The sequence below is a fragment of the Pseudoalteromonas sp. MER144-MNA-CIBAN-0113 genome, from assembly GCF_040308965.1.
Lineage (GTDB): Bacteria > Pseudomonadota > Gammaproteobacteria > Enterobacterales > Alteromonadaceae > Pseudoalteromonas > Pseudoalteromonas tetraodonis.
On the sequence record NZ_JBEOOG010000050.1, the window covers coordinates 1 to 19,119 of the forward strand.

Sequence of the window (19,119 nt, forward strand, 5' to 3'; positions counted from 1 at the left end):
ACTCATGTTTTTTCCTTTTGTGACTTCGCTAAAAATCAACTAAGGAATTAACATGAGTACTTTTTACAGGCAAAGCCATTTGATGATAACCACCTACTGAAGTAGGTGGTTTAGGGGCTGAAAATAAAAAGGGCCTAATGGCCCTCTCACTTATCTGAAAAAGAAAAGTTTAGTGGCTACCACCACATTTACCTTCGCCGCACTTGCCTTCTTTTTTAGCCTTAGCATCACCGCCGCATTTACCTTCGCCGCACTTGCCTTCTTTTTTGGCCTTAGCATCACCGCCGCATTTACCTTCGCCGCACTTGCCTTCACCAGCGTCTAATTGATAACCAGCTACCATTTGTTGAAATTCAAATGGGTTGGCTTGTACATCTGCACTGGCCATACTTGCACTGCCAACAACCACTGCGCCGAGTGTTAATGCAATTGAATTTTTCTTTATTGTATTCATTTTTTATTACCTTCTAAACTTGTTGAACATCATTATACAAGTAGACCTGCATAAAACTAAAAACTTTCACATTATCTATTTTTTCAAAAATAACTTAGTAAACTAACTATAAACCCTAATAAGCGTTTTATCAATTTATGATTTACAGGTAAACTGGCGCTCTTTTTCAGTAATAAATTAATCACACTATGAAACTTGTTTTAGCACCGATGGAAGGTGTCGTTGACTTTAAAATGCGCCAACTACTCACCGACATAGGTGGCTTCGATCTTTGTGTGACCGAATTTATCCGTGTTGTAGATACTTGCCTTCCAGATAAAGTATTTCACCGTTATTGCCCTGAACTTAAAAATGCGGGGCTCACTCGTAGTGGTACTCCAGTTCGCATTCAGTTATTAGGCCAAGTAGCCGACGTGTTAGCAGAAAATGCTGTAAAAGCAATTGGCTTAGGCTCTCATGGTGTTGATTTAAACTTTGGTTGCCCAGCAAAAACTGTCAATAAAAGCAAAGGCGGTGCTGTATTACTCAAAGATCCAGATCATATGTACTCGATTATAAAAACGGTAAGGGATGCCGTTGATGATGAGCATGAAGTAAGTGCTAAAATTCGCTTAGGTTTTGATGATGATAGTAACAGCCAAGAAATTGTCGATGCCGTTGTTAGCGCTGGTGCTAACAGCATTGCTATACATGCACGTACTAAACGCGATGGCTACAATCCACCCGCCTATTGGGAAAAAATCCCTCCTTTGGTCAAAGATAAAAAAATTGCAGTGGTCGCCAATGGGGAGATTTGGCAGGTAGAAGATGCCCTTTTATGCCAAAAGCGCAGCGGTTGCACTGACTTAATGATTGGTCGTGGCGCGCTTTCACATCCTGATCTAGCAAGAAAAATTAAAGCGCAGGTTAATAAAGAAAGCTACAGTGAACTGACATGGGAAAATATTTTACACCATATTATTCATTCATCTATGCACCAAACAGCAAGCAAAGATACTAAATACTTTGCATCTCGAACAAAACAATGGCTTGGTTATTTAAAACGCCAATATCCACAAGCAGGACTATTATTTGATGAAATTCGTCGTTTAAAAGCCAAGGATGAAGTAGCCGAAGTGTTAAAGAAGTATGCGAAAGCGCCACAATTTGATACAAATCATAACATCTAAGATAATCTAACTAGATAATAGCAGTATCACTGAGGACTAATTTAAGGGTTATACTGCTAATGCATCATCAGCAACGACTAAACGATGAAATTGAAAGTGTTAAAGCGACTATATTAGGCTTGCTATCACAATCTACACACCCTACACATCAAAATTTGCTTTGTATACTAACCCGTACCTCAAATGAAGAGTGGCTTGATATAGCAGCTCAGCAATTAGGCACCGAGTATAATCCCTTGATTGAGCGTATGAATAAGCTTGAAGCGGCAATAAGCCAAATTGACATTGGCCAGTATGGTTACTGTTGTGACTGTGAGGAAAAAATATCAGCGCAGCGCTTGGAGCAAGACCCTGCAGCGCAGCGATGTGATCAGTGCGCTAGTTAATAGCGCACTAAAGTTTAATTAAGTAGTTGTGGAGCAAAACTAAACGCTTGCCCTGGATAAAAAAGAATATCTTCAACTAATAAAGTCGCTTCCTCTTCACTTATGTTTAATCGTTTAAGTAAATTTAAGCGTGCTTGTGACAATGTCCAAGCGTGATAATGCACCCCTAGATCAGTTTCCATCATAGCCATATAGAGCAATTCATCGGCTGGTTCTAATTGTGAAGCGTTAGCCCTCAGAGGTAATAGCGTATAACCCGTTAACCAGTCTAAACCCGCTATTTTCGAATCAGTTAAAAGTAATGTGGTAAGCTGTGAGGCATTTGAGGCTTCTACCGTTGTTTGCTGTTTTTGACTCTGCATTGATTTGAATTTGCTATCAATACGACTTAGCCACTCAAGCGGTGAGAGCACAGCATTTGCAAAATAATTTAATTTACTTTGATACCACTGACTGCCATTAGCAAGGCCTGATAAACCAATGCTGCCTCTTGGCTTATAGTCCGCCAAATAATTGTTTAACTCACTCAACGCTGCATTAAGTTCAACCGGTGTGTTAGTGCGATTTATGGCTTGTTGCACGTACTTTTTTAAATAACTATGTTCAACTTTATTTAGCTTTAAATTACTTTGCTCGGCAGCTTCTAGCTGAGATTTTACAAACCTTAACCATTGCTCAATATTTTTATACTGGGCATCATTTTTCGCCATAGTGAGCATATTAGCCAAAACATTTGTTTGTGCAGGCCATGCAAAATAGCGCTCTGGGAATCGCTCAGCAATAACTAAATAATTAACCTGATTGGTTTGCTCTGCTGATAACTGCATTTGCATTAGCTGCTGATAAATAGCGTGGCGACGCTCTAAATAAGCATCTGTAAAAGGGAGCTGCTCATTACTGAGCTGTGTAACCTGTGAATTCGGCTGCGCACTTAAAGCCGTATTAAGTGATATTAACGCGCTTTGCGCTTCTTCATAAGATGAAAATATATCCGTAGGCTTAGAGCAAGACGTTAATAGCAAACAAAATAGCAGTGAAATAATAGGCGTTTTTTTCATGTCAATCCCAATAAAAAAAGCCCCAATGGGGCTTTTTAAAAATACTAGAGTACATTAAATACTAAATTTTAACACCGTTGCGAGCGGCTTTATCTTTAATATATGTAGCCCAACCTTTAGCAAACCTACGTGTGCTTGGGTCGTCCATGGCTTTAGTAATAGCAGCATAAGCTTGCTTATACTTACCTTGGTAGTAAAACGCTTCAGCTAAATCTGAATAAATAGTGCCTTTTTTATCAGAGCCAAGCTCTAATGCTTTGTTCAAACGAACAACAGCAGCGCTGAATTTTTCAGATTGTAAAAGTAATGAACCTGCTTTGCGGTAAAGCTCAGCGTCGTCATCAAATTTAGCAGCTTCTTCGTAATACTTAGCAGCTTTCTCTATATCTTTCGAACGATGGTAGTTACTAGCAATCGCGCTAATATTTTGCTTAGTGCGTTTTACTTTCTCTTCTTTAACAGCCTTTTCAAGCGTTACTGCTGCTTTGTAAGGAATTTCGTTTAAAGAATAAAAGTTAGCCAGTACTTTGTATTCAACTTCGTTTTCGAAGTAACCATTCTTGTATGCAACTTCCATAGTTGCTAGACCTTTTTGGTAGTCTTCGGTTTGTAAATAATACTTACCTAAACCTACCCAAGACTTTTTGTCTTCAGGCCATACACGAACAATTTCTTCTGCAACTTTAACCATATCTTGATATTGCTTTTTCTCAAAATAGGCAGCTAATTTAAGTTGATAAGGAGCTTTATTTGGCTCTTCAGATAACTTAATTGCTTTGTTTGCCGGTTCAAGAACCTGATCAAATTGTTTAAGCTCATAGCTTGCTTGCGCAATACGAGTGTAAACTTTCGGGTCCTCTTCACCTGTGAAGTCCATCCAATCAGAATATGCTTGCTTGGCAGCACTGTATTGTTCAGTACCCGCATACATATCGCCCAAGGTTTTTAAACCTTGAGCCTGATCAGCAAAGTTCAATACATCAGGTGCAATCGCTGCTTTCATATACTTAATTGCAACTTTGTATTGCTCTTTTTGAGCGTACATGCTGCCTAAGTAACGATTAACAGTTGCTTTATCAAAGTCATTAGACGGTTCTAACTCTTTCAATAACGCTATTGCACCATCAACATCATCTTCGTTATACAAATCAAACGCTTTAATTACTTTTTTACCAGTACGTTCGCCCATGATTTTAGTTTTTGCTTTCTTACGCTCTTCAATCTTTGCGTAATCTGGCGCCGCTAAAACAGGTGCAGTTAATGATGCACCTGACACAGACATAAGAATTGCAAGTGCAGTTACTTTAGAAAAATTTCTCATTACTCGCCTCCTTAGTTGCCTTGGTTAAGTTTAAAGTCTAGTTGAACTTGTAAACCAACTTGCTTTTGTGGTTTCCCGTCAATGATCTTAGGACGGTATTTCCACTTACGCAATGCACGTTTAGCTTCACGGTCAAAGATACGTTTTGGATCTGCGTCGATAACATCAACGTCAATCACGCCACCTAACTCATCAATTGTGAACGAAAGTTGAACCCAACCTTCTTTACCATCACGTGCTGCTTGTGTTGGATATTTTGGTTCAATACGAACGATAGGTGTCGCATCACCATCTCGTCCAAATGCACCTGGACCACTTAGTCCACCGGCCGTGCTTCCCACATCGATACTTGGCATATTAAATGACAAGCCACCAGTATTTGGGTTGCTATTTTCCGGCTGTGGCGGCTGCGGTTTAGGCGGCTGCTTTGGCGGTGGCGGAGGCGGTACACGCTTCCTCTCCTGCACCTTAGATTCAGGCGGATTCGTCATAATTTCGACTATGATCTGCTCTTTTTGTTCCGTATTACGGTCAGCCCCACCAGAGATGAGGTATGCCATGAAGTAGAACAAGCCGAAAGTAACTGCCCCACCTGCAATCAGTGAAAACAGAAAACGAATCATTACTGATCTCCAGCTATTGAAATTCTCAGGTTATCACCCGTCGCTTTAATCTGGTCCATCACTTTAACCACTGTGCCGTGTTTTGCTTCTTTATCAGCTTGCAAAATTACAACATCAGTAGGTTGTTCTGCTAATAAACTTTCGATTTTTGCTGAAACACGTTCAACATCAACTTGCTGTTTATCAATCCAGATTGCACCGTCACTACGAATTGCAATAAAAATGTTAGCATTTTTTTGCTTCGTAGCTTGGGCAGCTTTTGGTTTATTGACCTCGATACCAGCCTCTTTAACGAACGATGTAGTTACGATAAAGAAAATAAGCATGATAAATACGATGTCAAGCATTGGCGTCATATCTACCGCTGCTTCTTCTTCTTCACGAAAACGTTGTTTACGTGCCATATTTAATTCTCTCTCTAGTGATGAGGCATACTATCTACAAGCTTGGCTTTCACCATTCTCGCTCTTGCCTCAAGGCGTGAGCTAAAGAATACCCCAGATAGTGCCGCAACCATTCCAGCCATTGTTGGGATTGTTGCCATTGATATGCCTGATGCCATTAAACGTGCATTACCTGTACCTTGGGTTGCCATCGTTTCAAAAACCGCGATCATACCCGTAACAGTACCAAGTAAGCCTATTAAAGGACATATAGCTACTAATGTTTTAATCAACAACATACGCTGATCTAATTTTTCAGACGCTTCAGAAATCCATGCTTCACGGATTCTGTGTGCGTACCAAGACGTAGTGTCTTGGCGGGCATCCCACTTAGCTACAATTTCCTTCGTTAAACGAGGAAACTCAGCAAGTAAGAACCAATAGCGCTCAATCATTAAAACCCACATAAGAAAGAGTGCTATCGCGACCACGTATAAAACCTGGCCGCCTGTGCCAACAAAATCCCTGATAGATTCCCAGATCTCCATCAGGACTAGCATTAGGCTTTCTCCTTCTCCGCGTGAGTCGCGATGATACCCGCGCTTTGCTCATCAAGGATATGTAGTACCGACTTACTACGACCTGCAACAATTGAATGAAGTAGGATAAGTGGTAGTGCTGCAATTAGACCTAGCGCTGTAGTTACAAGTGCTAGAGAGATGTTACCAGCCATGATCTTCGGATCGCCCGTACCGAACAATGTGATTGTTTGGAACGTTAGGATCATACCGATTACCGTACCTAGTAGACCTAGTAATGGTGCGATAGCAGCAAGGATCTTGATGATGTTAATACCCGCTTCGATGCGTGGCGTTTCACGTAGAATCGCTTCATCAAGTTTAAGCTCAAGGTTTTCAACATCTTGATTTTTGTTGTCAGAGTACACTTTAAGAATACGACCCAATGGGTTGTTTGTATTCGGTGTAGACAAGTTCTTAAGCTGAGCTTTGATCTTAGAAGTAGTAAGCGCTAAATCAACGAAACGTACTAAGAAGATTAAAAGACCTACAGCAAGCAATACGGTGATGATGTAACCAACTTCAGCACCTTGCTCGTAGTACTCCATAAGAGACTTCTTCTGCGTGTTGATACGTAAGATTGCACCACGTGTAGGATCCACGTATACGCCAGCGTAGTTATCAGCTGAAGTACCTTCTAGATCAGAAATACCTTTTAAGATATAGCTGTCAGGTTGCTTACCTAGAGGCTGTATAGACTTAGTCTCTGGTGAGTAGATTAAGTAGCCATCGTCTGTAACTAAGTTGAAGTTACCGATACGTGTTACTTTTTTCATTGACGGGTTACCGTCAAGACCTGCAACTTCAGTTTCAAACGTTGAAACTTTAGCTGACTCAGTCATTTCTGTTTGAAGTGAAATCCAAAGTTCTTCTAGTTCACGAACTGTTGGAAGTTCTTTAGCCGCAGCTAATGAACGAAGTACTTCAGCACGACCTGGTTTTTCAGCACTTACTAAAGATGCTTCAATTGAACCAATCGCGTCAGCTGCTGCACGACGAACAACACCAAACATTTCACCTAACGTACCTTGCGCGTTTTGAAGAGCTTGCTCTTTTTCCGCTAAAGTATTTTCGTTTTGTGCATATTCTTTGCTAAGACGATCACCACGTGCTTTTTCAGCAGCTAATTGGCTTTTCGCTTTGTTAAGTAACGCTTGCTTATCAGCACGATCTGATAAGAACTCTTGTTCACGTTGCTTATTGATTTTCCCTTCAGAAATACGCTCTTGCTTTACTTGCTCAAGAATTTTATCTAAAGCATCAGTATTTGCATGTGCATTAAGCGCGGTACCGGCAGAAACAGACAGTACTGCTGCAACAGCAAAACCTTTAAATAGTTTCTTCATTATTGATTACTCCGCGCCAAAAATTGGTAGTTTAACAAGTTCTAGTGTCGCTTGCTTACGCGCCATACGGATCACTTCTTTAACAGGCTTTAGGTATTCTTCACCTAATTCTTTCCACTGTTTAGTGTTGTTATCCCACACCCAAGCGTGTTTTAGATCGAATGATTGCGCTACATAAGTGATACGACCTAAACGACCGATATCAACGTTAATGCTACGACCATCAACATCTAAAGTACCTTGAGAAGCAGTTACAGCTGAACTGTATGCTGTTTCAACAGTGTACGCTTCAAGTACCTGACGGAACTTCTCAGACGTTGTTACAGATGCAGATGCCATGATCTCACGTAATCTTTCAACACGTCCAAGACGTGTTTCAAGGTTAAATGGAACGTCCGCTTTGATGAATTGCTCAAGCGTATCGATCATGCGATACATCAAAGGCACAACGTTTTGTTTAGTGTTATCGATAGTCGCGATTTGACGATCGAACGATGCGATAGACGCATTTTGGTCAGCGACCAAACGTGCTACGTGATCGTTGTACACTTTCATAAGTTCAGTCTCATCAACGATGCTACGGTACTCAGCGATTAGCTCCTGAGTTTGACCATATACATTGTCAATTTTAGTTTGAGACTTAACCGCAGCCTTTTGAATTGTTTGACCTGCTTTTTGCACGTCATTCAAAGGATCTGCAATCACATTGCTGCTTGCAAATGCAAAAGCGCCAACCAACGCAGTTGCTACAAGACTCTTTCTGATTTTAACAGACATAGTTCCCAACCAATTAAGTAATGTTACTTTTATAATTTAATTATCAACCCGCAAGGGGAAGTCAACCCTGATATCTTTTAATAGATATCAACTTACCAATAATGCTAAATGCATTAAGTCATGTCAACTTCATGTTTCGCATAACCTATAAATAAATCAGCTTGTTTGTAAGATATTTAAAGGGCTCACACAAAAAAATTAACATTATCGTAACTAACGTGACAAATGCAATTTCAGCAAAGCCAGATATAGTAAGAATACTGATAAACCACCTAGTTAAAGTAAACAAAAATATAACATTTAAAATTAACTTAATCGTGGCTGAAAAAAAATTAAAAATAAGCTTATTTTCTGTCCCGAATATTCTTTTTTAGTGGTTTTTGAGACTTTTTAAGCTAAAAATACAGCTAATCGTTATTATTCGCGCATTCGTCGCATAGTAATAAGGACGTGCCGATTATCTAAAAAGCAATACAAAGGAGGGGAAATAGATTACAAAGAATCATTTTTATTAACACCTGTGTTTTTTGTTTCTACTGATCATTAATATCCTGCCGATTTTTTATATTTTTCCATGGAGAAATATCAATCTTACGCACTTTTATGAACTCAATATAATTAAACTCACATCAAGCAGTAGACTAAATTTAAATCGCTAGGTGATCATTGACCAACAACGGACTAGTGCATAAAGGTTTACGTTTAATTTGGTATATCGGGGTTAAAAATATGAATAACGGATATCAGAAATGAAAGGCAATACAGAGAGATTAAAAATAGAGTTGATAATTATTTAAGAATTATGGTGAAACAGGTTAGTGTTTCACCACGATGAACTTAGGTTCACATAATAAATTATGCTACTTCTACGTTCTCAGCTTCAGGGCCTTTTTGACCTTGCTTGATGCTGAAAGTCACTGCTTGACCTTCGCTAAGAGTGCGAAAACCAGAACCAGTGATTGCGCTGAAATGTACAAACACGTCAGGACCATTTTCTTGTTCAATGAAACCAAAGCCTTTAGCTTCGTTGAAAAATTTTACTTTACCAGTAACCGACATACTAAATTTTCCTGTAAGTCAATAATTAAAATTCAGCCATATAATTATGGCAATATCCTCCCTGAGTCAATGCCCAAAAAACTGGAGGTGATAGTACAGGAAGAAGTAATAACCAAACCGGTAACCTTAAACGCAGCACAATACCGTAATTCAATACGCAAAAACTCAAAGCCAGTTAAGATTAACACATTAAAATTTTTTTAGCTCTATTAATTAGGATTTATTTTTGAAGTTTCATTGTTTTACTAACTACGGTGTAACCTTTTAATTTTTATAGAAAATAACAAACAAAATATTGTATTTTTTATAAACAGATTACAATTGCTTTAAAATAGTTTTTATCAGTATATTTTTTAGCCACTTAAAATAAAAAAACCACCTTGAATTTAAGGTGGTTTAAAGTTTAGTGTTTAAATATTAACTATTTAACTTGCCAGTCGATAACGCTCTCAGCTTTGATTGGTACTACTTCAGAGTCACCTAGCGAGTAGCTTGCCGGCACTGTCCAAGGCGATTTTTCTAAGGTAATAGTGTCGGTGTTACGCGCTAAGCCATAAAAATCTGGACCAAAATGGCTTGCAAAGCCCTCTAACTTGTCAAGCGCACCAGCCTCTTCAAAAGCTTCAGCATAAAGTTCAATAGCAGCATGTGCAGTGTATGCACCTGCACAACCGCATGCAGCTTCTTTTTTATCTTTATAATGTGGCGCTGAATCAGTGCCTAAAAAGAATTTTTTATTGCCACTCGTTGCCGCCGCCATAAGTGCTTGCTGATGAATGTTTCGCTTTAATATAGGTAAGCAATAATAATGTGGGCGAATGCCCCCTGCTAACATATGGTTACGGTTGTATAGTAAATGATGCGCAGTAATTGTAGCTGCTACGTTATCAGAGGCACTTTCTACAAATTCTACCGCATCTTTCGTTGTTATGTGTTCAAGAACAATTTTAAGCTCAGGGAAGTCAGCGACAACATCGCCTAAAATAGTCTCTAAAAACACTTTTTCACGATCAAATATATCAATAGACGAGTCGGTTACTTCACCGTGGACGAGTAACAGCATGCCAACTTCTTGCATTGCTTTTAACACCGGATAAATATTTTTAACCGATGTTACGCCAGAATCTGAATTTGTGGTTGCACCCGCTGGGTACAATTTAGCTGCAAATATTTTACCCGTTGCTTTTGCCTTTTTTATCTCTTCTGGTGTCGTTTTATCAGTAAGATAAAGTACCATTAGTGGCTCAAACTGCCCTTGAGGTTTCGCTGCCATAATGCGCTCTCGGTACGATAATGCGGTTTCAGTACACGTGGCTGGCGGTACTAGGTTTGGCATAATGATCGCTCGGCCCATATAACGACTGATATCACGTACTGTATCTTTTAGCTGATCCCCGTCGCGTAAATGTACATGCCAATCATCGGGCCTAGTAATCGTTAGAGTTGTCATTTTGCTCGTCATCGTAAAATCCTAATGCTTAAGTTAACTGATCATAGGCATATGGGGTTTTCGAGTAAAGACCTTATTAAAAAATAATCCTTAGATACTATATATAAAGTAAACTTTACACTTCACGCTTCTCATTTATCGTTTTATTTTGTAGAAAGGTTAATATTAGGTTAACGTATGTACCTTTAATAATAATTATAAGGCCTACCTTCGTTGCCTATGTCGAACACTATCGATACTACTAAAGCGCTCGAAACTAAAACGGATCAATTGAGTATAATCAATCAGTTCTCCTCAAGTTTATTGCAACTGAATACGTTAGAAGCGCTCTTTAGTTATGTCACCACACAAGTTGTTAATCGACTTGGATTTGTCGACTGCGTGATTTATTTAGCCGATGACAGCCAATCTACGCTAAATCAAGTAGCGTCTATGGGTATTGAAAGCGAACACACTAGTTATCAGTCAGAACGAAAGTTAATCCGCTTTAATGAGGGGATAACGGGCTATGCTGCATCAACTGGGCAAGCTTTAATAATAGGCGATGTAACTAAAGACAGCCGCTACATTGCTGATGAGCGCCCTGCGCAATCAGAGCTGTGTGTGCCTTTAATATATAAAGATAAAGTACTCGGCGTAATTGACTGTGAACACCCAATAAAAAATTACTTTACCAGTTCACATTTAGAAATTTTAACTACCGTTGCCCACTTACTAAGCGCAAAAATAAATCAAGTGAATACCGTCAACAGCTTGCAAGATACCGTTCGGCAACTTAATAATGCGCAAAAATTAGAAAGTAGCCTACTGCAAATAGCTAACTTAACCTATAAAGCACAAAATTTAGATACCTTTTTTAAATCGCTGCATGTGATTATTGATAGCCTTCTTAATGCAAGTAACTTTTTTATTGCTTTGTATGATAAAAAAGAAGATGTTCTAGATTTTGTCTATACCGTTGAAGGCGGTGTACAAACAAACACGCATAAAATTATTTCAAAAGATCAGTTAAAAGAAACAGCCTCTTACTATTTATTAATTAACGAGCGCCCTTTACTGCTTAATAAAGAGCAATACCGACACTATATAGAGCAAGGCCACTTTAAATTGGTCGGTGAACTAGCAGACTCTTGGCTTGGTGTGCCATATAAAGTTAATGAGCGCATGAGTGGCGTTATTGTCGTACAAAGCTATGACAAGCAACATTACTACAACGAACATGATAGCTCGCTGTTGACGTATGTGAGCCGACAAATAAGTATGGTTATAGACAGGCATTTAGCTCGCCAAGAACTCGAGCACAAAGCACTGCATGATGAACTAACAGGGCTTGCCAATCGTTCGTTACTAATAGAAAGAATGAAGCATGCAATTTTACGCTTGAATCGCGCTAAAAAAGGGACTTTTCATGCTCTGCTCTACCTTGATTTTGATCGCTTCAAAAGTATTAATGATTCGTTAGGCCATGAAGTAGGTGACCATTTTTTAATTGCTATTTGTAAATTGATTACTCAAACCGTTCGCAATACTGATACCTTTTCTCGCTTAGGTGGCGATGAGTTTGCTATTTTTATGGAAAATCTCAGTCATCGTGACCAAGTAAACGATGCCCTCGCTCGAATAAAAACCGCCCTGTCAGATCCCATTGATATTGATGGTCATTTACTGCAACCCTCTACCAGTATTGGCGTTGCATTTAGCGATAATGTAAACGATGAAGCATTTGTTTTATTACAGCAATCAGACGCGGCTATGTACGAAGCAAAATCATCAGGGCGTGGCCAAGTTAAGTTTTTTAATAATGTCATGCGTAACAAGTTAAAAACACATGCCGACCTTGAAAATGATTTACAACACGGTATTGAGCATGATGAGTTTGAACTGTATTTTCAGCCTATTTTTAACATTACTAGCAGTGACGTTATGGGGTTTGAAGCTTTAGTACGTTGGCATCACCCACGAAAAGGGTTTGTATCGCCAGGTGACTTTATCCCTATTGCAGAAAAAACGGGGCAGATTATCAATTTAGATTTGCATTTGCTCGACCTTGCAGCACAGCATATCGCTTTATGGCAACAACAAGGGCATCGTTTTTTACGCGTTACGGTTAATGTTTCATCTCGCCACTTCGCAAGTTTAGAGTTTGTGGATCAGCTTCATGCAATCTACAAAAAACATCAACTACCTTTAGGCTCATTATGTCTAGAAATAACCGAATCGGGATTGATTGAAAATTTAGAGTTAGCAACACAAATTATTCAAGGATTATCGCCTTTAAAAGTATTGCTCTGTTTAGATGACTTTGGCACCGGTTACTCTGCCCTTGGTTACTTGCATCAACTGCCTATTCATGTCCTTAAAATTGATAAAAGCTTTATCGATAATTTAAAAACCACAGCCAATCCATTGATTGATGCTATTTTAACCTTAGCCATTTCATTAGATCTTATTGTTATAGCAGAAGGGATAGAAAGCCCTGAACAACTCGCTATTTTGCAAAAAACCCAATGTGATTATGGCCAAGGCTTTTTAAAGTCTAAACCTGTTACAGCAAAAGAAGCTATTTTACTAATACATAGCCCTCTTTAATTAATAAGCCAGGTTTGCTGGCTTTTAAAAATCACAGTAATTACTTTTACGCTTTTGCCAACACTAACTCATGCAACGTCACTTTACAGCTTTTTACAATCTGCCTTATAACTGCTTACTTAAGTAAGGGTCTATTTAACCAGTAGAAAACCTTATAATTAGTTTGTGCCACATTGTTCTTAATAAAAATCTTTAACCCCGTTAGCGAATGCTTTAATACATTACATTATTTAAAGGCGTATACGAGTTGGTATTAATGTATGCCAATGAGTAGCCCCTAATCATTCAATCCTTGCATTCGCTGCTTTTTTCAATCGTGTATCCTTTACACCTCAGTTGCGTTTACTGAGCTTTTGCCTGCCAAACCCTTCGCCGTAAATTTTAATTCGCATTTTAACCTCGCTATGAAACATCTAAATATTAATGTCGCGCTATAACCTACTTATTTTAGAGAGTTACATGACAATAAAGTTATCTGTTACCAGAACAATAATCATTAATAAAAAACTCAAACAAACATGAGACAAATTCAACAATAAATAAAAAACTAAACACTGTTTGACTCAACAAAGTTAAAAAACTTAATGTTCGCAGTAAAAAACACACTAAAGTGCAATTTTATAGCCATCCAGACGTTGAAACGGTTTTTGTAAAGGCGTAGTATGTAATGAATCTGAGCTATACTCACCATATCCATGAGATTTATTAAAGATGATTGACATTAAACACTTAAAAACAATTGCTACCCTTAAAGAAACGGGTTCTCTCGTCAATACAGCCCGCGAACTATTTTTAACTCAGTCAGCTTTATCACATCAAATCAAAGATTTAGAAAACAAATTAGACTGCCAGTTGTTTGAGCGTAAAACTCAGCCAGTCCGATTTACACCTCAAGGTATGTTATTACTTGAATTAGCACACGAAATATTACCTAAATTAGAAGCCACCAAGTGCCGACTCAAAGAAAGCCTAAACCAGCCTATTTCGCAGCTGCGTTTAAGCGTTGAATGTCACGCCTGTTTTCATTGGTTATTGCCTACTATCAAAGAATTTAATAACTTTTGGCCTGATATAAAAATTGATTACGAGCGTGGCTTTAGTTACGACGCTATCCCAGACTTATTAAATGATGAATTAGATCTCGTGCTTACATCAGATATTCGCGACCCTGACAAACTTGAATACGCCCATTTGTTTGACTTTAAGCTGAAACTGATTGTGGCACCAGATCACGACTTAGCGAAAAAAGCCTATGTAACTGCGCTTGATTTGAAAAGCGAAACTATTATTTCTTACCCTATTCCGCGTGAGCGCCAAGATATATTTAAGCATTTCATCCAAAATGCGCGTTTTGACGGCACCCTAAAAACGGTTGATCAAGGTTTACTTATATTTCAATTAGTCAGTGCAGGTATGGGTGTGGCCGCCTTACCCGATTGGTTAGTAACCCCTTATGAAAGCCAAGGGTTAATTAAGTCAATTCCACTGGGCGCGCTTGGTTTAACGCGTCCAATGTACTTAGCGATGAAAAAAGACATGAAAGACAATCCAGTTTATCGTCACTTTTTAAACACCTGTAAATTAAATAACGGTCGATAAATCTTAAACTTATGAGTAACATGCTAATAAATATACTTAATCATGTTGCTCACTATGTTTGAACTAAAAAAAATACTGGGCGGCTTGCTCATGCCGTTACCTTTGTTGGGCTTAGTAAGCCTAATATTACTCATTTTTGCGCTCAAACAACGAAAAGTCGCAATCGCTATATCTTTAATGAGCCTAGCAACCCTGCTTATTGCCAGCACCCCTTTGGTGGCCAACTTACTGATTAAAAATAGCCAACCAACCTCATTAGCATTTAATTATCTTAAACACCCCAATATAGATAAAATTGTGGTGCTTGGCTGTGACATAAACCCCAACCCTGCATTGAGTGCTAACAGTCAGTTAGGTAATTGTGCGTTAACCCGTTTGGTGGAAGGAATAAGACTTGCTAACATTTACCCCCATGCGCAACTGATTGTTTCAGGTGGGGGGTATGAAAAAGTCACCAACAGCGCGTTAATGTATAAAACCGCAATTAGCTTAGGTATTAATAAAAATCGTATTGTGCAAAATCCAAACGCAATGGATACCGCCCAAGAGGCAAAACTTTTAGCCTCAAAACTCGTTGATTACAAGGTCGCTTTAGTCACCTCAGTAAGCCATATGCCCAGAGCAAAAAATTTATTTAATGCGCAAGGCATTAACGTTATCCCTGCCGCAACCGACTACCACAACTTTGCCGCTTTCCCTTGGTATAAACAACTCATACCCAATGCAAAAGCACTACTAGTAGTCACCCAGTATGCTCATGAAGTTATTGGCAATGCGTGGATAAATGTACGCCGTACAATTAACCCTGAAGCACTTTAATTAAGTTAACGCTTATTACGCTGCATAAATTCCCCCTAAAAAACCGCAATTATTTGCGTTTTACACAGGGGGTTATGAAAAAATAAAACTGAATATTCGTTTATAGTAGCGTTGGGTGTTTTGTTATTCTTAGAGGGTTTTAACCTCAGCTGTTTTATTCCAAAGCCGGTACAGTGTCACTAAAAATACGCAAAGAAATAGCAGACTTAGTGCTGTTAAATTCTCAACACCTAAAGCATCAAAAGTAGCACCGAAAATGTAGCCTCCACCGACTAAAACAATAACCCATAGCAGTGTAGAGCATCCATTTAACACACTAAAACGGCGCCAACTAATTGCTGTAAGCCCTACGGGAAGGGCACCAATCGTGCGTAATCCTTTAGGATAACGATATAGAAAAATGTAGGCTGTGCCATGGCGTTCAGCAAGCTGACTGGCTGTTTTAAATAATCGACCAAGGCGGCCTGGTTTTTCAATCCATGCCGCGCCATACGCTCTTGCTAGAGCAAAACGTAATTCATCGCCCAAGTAGCCACCCATAAAAGCAGCCAAAGCAACAAAACCAACATCTAGTGCGCCAGTATGTGCAGCATAGCCTGCGAACAAAGGTAGCCATCCACTTTTTAACGCACAATAACCAAAAAGTAACAGATAAACCAACAACCCGTACTGCTCAATTAAAGCTAATACCCCTTCCATTTCATTCCTTTAAAGTAACTACCTTAGTAGCAAGCAAAGTAACATTGTAATTTAAACGAGGTAAGTACAGCGAAAGATCTGTGTTTTTTGCAATATAAGAATGGATGTAATTATGATTTTAAGCGTAGGTTTATATCTATTACGTTTATTAAATTTTTGGGATGCATAAACCAAAAATAATTAACTCACAAAAAGGATAAAAGGGTATGCGGGTATATAAAAAATCAACATACTGACTTACCATAGTTTGCTAAATTAGCTATTTAGAACGCTATATTTTAAATAACCTACCCGAAATACGTTACAAGTAGGTTATTTATAAAATTACTTTTAAGCTAGGTGTTTACACAGGATTGTCTATGTCAATAAATGTCACGTCAAAGCCATGTTGCTTAGCAAGATATTCGCCTAATGCTTTTATACCGTAGCGCTCGGTGGCGTGATGGCCTGCGGCAAAAAAGTCGATATTTTGCTCGCGTGAGCTGTGAATGGTTTGCTCTGATGCCTCACCAGTTAAGTAAGCATCAATACCTTGCTCGGCTGCTAAGTCGATATACCCTTGCCCGCCACCTGTACACAAAGCGATGGTTTCAATTTTATCAGTACGTACTAAACTCGTTAGTGGCTCGCGCTTAAGCACTTGGCTTATTTTTTTAGCAAATTCACTGCCCGTTAACGGTGTTTTTAAACGCCCTTTCATCGCTACACTGTTGTTAGTTGGCTCAAGGCCTGCTTCAATTTCAATATCGAGCAATTGCGCCAGCTGTGCGTTATTACCCATTTCAGGGTGAATATCTAACGGCAAATGATAGGCAAATAAATTGATGTCTTTAGCTAAAAGCGCAGCCACACGACGTTTTTTCATGCCAGTGATAGGTTGTGACTCGCCTTTCCAAAAATAGCCATGGTGTACCAAAATGGCATCGGCATTATTTTCAATCGCGGCATCAATAAGTGCTTGGCTTGCCGTTACACCCGTTACTATAGTGCGTATCTCATCTTTACCTTCTACCTGAAGCCCGTTTGGACAAAAATCGTTAATGGTTTCTGGCTTTAACAGGGTGTTTAATAATTGATTAAATTCTCTACGTTGCATACTACTTACCTTACTTTGCACTGAATTTTGTACAAATTTTGGCGGTTATGCGCTAAAAATGAAAGGAAAATCGCAAAAAATTGAAAAACAGTTCTAAAATAGGTATAAATACCTCCTCTTTATCTGTGTAAACAACGTATAGGGTCTCTGATGAGCAAACTAGACAAAACAGAAGTGTTATCTGCCTTTGAAGCTGCATATGAAGCTGCCAACGGTAAAAAACCTGAAATAACAACTAAACCTGGCTGGTATAGCATTGATGGCGGCAAGAACATGCGCCTAGCTGATGTAGCAGAGCTGACTAAAGAATTAAGCTCTGGTAAGTCTACAAAAAAAGCTGCAGTAAAAGCACCTGCTAAAAAAACTAAAAAAGCTGCTCCTGTAAAAGCACAGAAAAAAGCGCCTTTCACCGTGATCACACAAAACGAAGAAGGCTACACAGCAGAAGAGCTTTGGATAGTTGAGCTTGCTCGCAAAGATCACGATTGCCGCCTACCTCGCGGTGTTGTTTGATCAGCTGAGTGCTTTGTATAAAAGAAACCGCGTTAAGCGGTTTTTTTATATTTATTATCCATCAAGTATTGAATAAACCACCTCGCAACAAAGCCAGACAAAACTATAAATACAGTTCCTGCCAGTACTGGCATTATTAAAAAATCCCAACTTTGGCCAGACTCAATAATTAAGATAGGGTTTGCGCCGGCAGCAGGGTGAATAGTTTTTGTGATTATCATTAATGTTATAGCAATACCCACAGCCAGCCCAATCATAATCGCACTATCAGCACTATAATAGCTAAAAACAACCCCAATCATTGCGGTCAGCATATACCCCCCTATTACGTTTTTTGGCATAGCTAACGGGCTCTGCGGTACGCCAAAAACAAGTACAGCTGTTGCGCCGAATGGCGCCATTAACCAAATACCGTAATCACCCATATAATTTAGCCACGCCAAAAACCCCAAAACAAAAGTAGAAAAAACACCTGCGATTAATGCCGACTTTATTTGCTCACTATGCATATTACCTCCTCAAAAGTAGACCGACTTGTCTACACCTGTAATGTAGACAAGTCGGTCTACCTATGTCAAGCTGTGTTTTTACTGCTCAAATTTGGAATATCATGGATAAACAACAACAAATAATCAGTACGGCACTGAGTCTTTTTTATAAAAAGGGTATACACGCTGTTGGTATTAATGAAATTTTAGCTGTATCGGGCATTGCAAAAAAAACCTTATATAAGCACTTTGAAAGCAAAGACGCGCTTATTTGTGCTTGTTTAGTCTCACGTGACATCTGCTTTAACGCTTGGCTTAAAAAAATATGTATACAACCAAGTGCTATGTTAGTCGCACAGGCAATTTTTGCCGGACTGAAAAAGTGGATTAATAATGAGGTTTCAGAGTTAGGGTGTTTTAATGGCTGTTTTTTTATTAATACTGCAGCTGAGTACCCTGTAGAGAACGACCCTATTGCCAAACTTTGCAAACAGCACAAGCAAGCGAACTTTGAGATCATACTATCAGCTCTTTTAGAAACACCTGAATTTGCTCACAATAGAGAAAAAGCAATTGAAGCCACGCAACACTTACTTATTTTAAAGGAAGGTTATATATGTAGAGCGAGGGTGATGCATGATGTAACAGTGACTCCACCTAGTGATAATATTTTAAAAGCGATAGTAGCGGTTGGTTAAATAGGTAAATACAG

19 protein-coding genes and 1 pseudogene are annotated in these 19,119 nt (G+C 39.0%); 7 read left to right on the top strand and 13 right to left on the bottom strand.

Going from position 1 to position 19,119, the window contains the following annotated elements; genetic code table 11:
- Positions 1–178: 178 nt before the first annotated feature.
- Positions 179–454, bottom strand: a pseudogene (locus tag AAEY57_RS13025) (HvfA family oxazolone/thioamide-modified RiPP metallophore); the annotation flags it as partial.
- A 188-nt stretch (positions 455–642) separates the two neighbouring features.
- On the opposite strand from AAEY57_RS13025, the gene AAEY57_RS13030 reads away from it, so the two are divergent.
- The gene (locus tag AAEY57_RS13030; RefSeq protein ID WP_008466224.1) at positions 643–1,623 is read left to right on the top strand and encodes a tRNA-dihydrouridine synthase; all 981 of its coding nucleotides are present in this window, start codon (positions 643–645) and stop codon (positions 1,621–1,623) included.
- Positions 1,624–1,682: 59 nt separating this feature from the next.
- Positions 1,683–2,009 carry a TraR/DksA family transcriptional regulator gene (locus tag AAEY57_RS13035; RefSeq protein WP_013465198.1) on the top strand — a complete coding sequence of 109 codons (327 nt, stop codon included), beginning with the start codon at positions 1,683–1,685 and terminating at the stop codon, positions 2,007–2,009.
- 14 nt (positions 2,010–2,023) lie between these two features.
- Here the strand turns inward: AAEY57_RS13035 and AAEY57_RS13040 are convergent, their stop codons facing one another.
- The 9 genes from AAEY57_RS13040 to pyrC all read right to left on the bottom strand — a co-directional run bounded on the left by AAEY57_RS13040 (position 2,024) and on the right by pyrC (position 10,616).
- Positions 2,024–3,067, bottom strand: coding sequence for a hypothetical protein (locus AAEY57_RS13040; protein WP_013465199.1), 1,044 nt, complete (start codon positions 3,065–3,067; stop codon positions 2,024–2,026).
- A gap of 61 nt (positions 3,068–3,128) precedes the next feature.
- On the bottom strand, positions 3,129–4,388 hold the full coding sequence (locus AAEY57_RS13045; RefSeq protein WP_024602972.1) for a tetratricopeptide repeat protein: 1,260 nt from the start codon (positions 4,386–4,388) through the stop codon (positions 3,129–3,131).
- 11 nt (positions 4,389–4,399) lie between these two features.
- Positions 4,400–5,011 (bottom strand): energy transducer TonB, encoded by a 612-nt coding sequence (locus AAEY57_RS13050; RefSeq protein ID WP_350608042.1) that lies wholly within the window; start codon positions 5,009–5,011, stop codon positions 4,400–4,402.
- Positions 5,011–5,415, bottom strand: a complete 405-nt coding sequence (locus AAEY57_RS13055; protein WP_006792384.1) for an ExbD/TolR family protein — start codon at positions 5,413–5,415, stop codon at positions 5,011–5,013. The genes AAEY57_RS13050 and AAEY57_RS13055 overlap by 1 nt, the downstream gene beginning before the upstream one ends.
- Before the next feature lie 14 nt (positions 5,416–5,429).
- Positions 5,430–5,954, bottom strand: coding sequence for a MotA/TolQ/ExbB proton channel family protein (locus tag AAEY57_RS13060; RefSeq protein ID WP_008109346.1), 525 nt, complete (start codon positions 5,952–5,954; stop codon positions 5,430–5,432).
- Complete coding sequence (locus AAEY57_RS13065) at positions 5,954–7,318, bottom strand: MotA/TolQ/ExbB proton channel family protein (RefSeq protein WP_013465203.1); 1,365 nt, start codon at positions 7,316–7,318, stop codon at positions 5,954–5,956. Before AAEY57_RS13065 ends, AAEY57_RS13060 begins: the two co-directional genes overlap by 1 nt.
- Positions 7,319–7,324: 6 nt before the next feature.
- Entirely contained in the window at positions 7,325–8,095 is a 771-nt protein-coding gene (locus tag AAEY57_RS13070; protein ID WP_013465204.1) for a DUF3450 domain-containing protein, read from the bottom strand.
- Between the two features lie 855 nt (positions 8,096–8,950).
- The gene (locus tag AAEY57_RS13075) at positions 8,951–9,154 is read right to left on the bottom strand and encodes a cold-shock protein (RefSeq protein ID WP_004588138.1); all 204 of its coding nucleotides are present in this window, start codon (positions 9,152–9,154) and stop codon (positions 8,951–8,953) included.
- A gap of 421 nt (positions 9,155–9,575) precedes the next feature.
- On the bottom strand, positions 9,576–10,616 hold the full coding sequence (pyrC, locus tag AAEY57_RS13080; protein ID WP_013465206.1) for a dihydroorotase: 1,041 nt from the start codon (positions 10,614–10,616) through the stop codon (positions 9,576–9,578).
- Positions 10,617–10,823: 207 nt separating this feature from the next.
- On the opposite strand from pyrC, the gene AAEY57_RS13085 reads away from it, so the two are divergent.
- From AAEY57_RS13085 to AAEY57_RS13095, 3 genes are all read left to right on the top strand, one after another.
- Positions 10,824–13,193, top strand: coding sequence for a bifunctional diguanylate cyclase/phosphodiesterase (locus AAEY57_RS13085; RefSeq protein ID WP_016900410.1), 2,370 nt, complete (start codon positions 10,824–10,826; stop codon positions 13,191–13,193).
- A gap of 711 nt (positions 13,194–13,904) precedes the next feature.
- On the top strand, positions 13,905–14,792 hold the full coding sequence (locus tag AAEY57_RS13090; RefSeq protein ID WP_008114241.1) for a LysR family transcriptional regulator: 888 nt from the start codon (positions 13,905–13,907) through the stop codon (positions 14,790–14,792).
- 54 nt (positions 14,793–14,846) lie between these two features.
- A complete protein-coding gene (locus tag AAEY57_RS13095; protein WP_036954413.1) occupies positions 14,847–15,611 on the top strand; it encodes a YdcF family protein in 765 nt (254 codons plus the stop codon).
- Positions 15,612–15,740: 129 nt separating this feature from the next.
- Here AAEY57_RS13095 and AAEY57_RS13100 read toward each other — a convergent pair whose 3' ends face one another.
- Together AAEY57_RS13100 and AAEY57_RS13105 are read right to left on the bottom strand one after the other, a co-directional pair.
- Positions 15,741–16,310 (bottom strand): DedA family protein, encoded by a 570-nt coding sequence (locus AAEY57_RS13100; RefSeq protein ID WP_036954344.1) that lies wholly within the window; start codon positions 16,308–16,310, stop codon positions 15,741–15,743.
- 343 nt (positions 16,311–16,653) lie between these two features.
- The gene (locus AAEY57_RS13105) at positions 16,654–17,406 is read right to left on the bottom strand and encodes a Nif3-like dinuclear metal center hexameric protein (RefSeq protein WP_036954340.1); all 753 of its coding nucleotides are present in this window, start codon (positions 17,404–17,406) and stop codon (positions 16,654–16,656) included.
- A gap of 150 nt (positions 17,407–17,556) precedes the next feature.
- Here AAEY57_RS13105 and AAEY57_RS13110 point away from each other — a divergent pair, with 150 nt between their 5' ends.
- Positions 17,557–17,919: a hypothetical protein gene (locus AAEY57_RS13110; protein ID WP_008114254.1), complete on the top strand. Its 363-nt coding sequence runs from the start codon at positions 17,557–17,559 to the stop codon at positions 17,917–17,919.
- Between the two features lie 32 nt (positions 17,920–17,951).
- Here AAEY57_RS13110 and AAEY57_RS13115 read toward each other — a convergent pair whose 3' ends face one another.
- The gene (locus AAEY57_RS13115) at positions 17,952–18,428 is read right to left on the bottom strand and encodes an HPP family protein (RefSeq protein ID WP_036954337.1); all 477 of its coding nucleotides are present in this window, start codon (positions 18,426–18,428) and stop codon (positions 17,952–17,954) included.
- A 101-nt stretch (positions 18,429–18,529) separates the two neighbouring features.
- Between AAEY57_RS13115 and AAEY57_RS13120 the strand changes: the two genes are divergently transcribed.
- Positions 18,530–19,105, top strand: a complete 576-nt coding sequence (locus AAEY57_RS13120; protein ID WP_033104386.1) for a TetR/AcrR family transcriptional regulator — start codon at positions 18,530–18,532, stop codon at positions 19,103–19,105.
- The last annotated feature ends 14 nt before the right edge of the window (positions 19,106–19,119 follow it).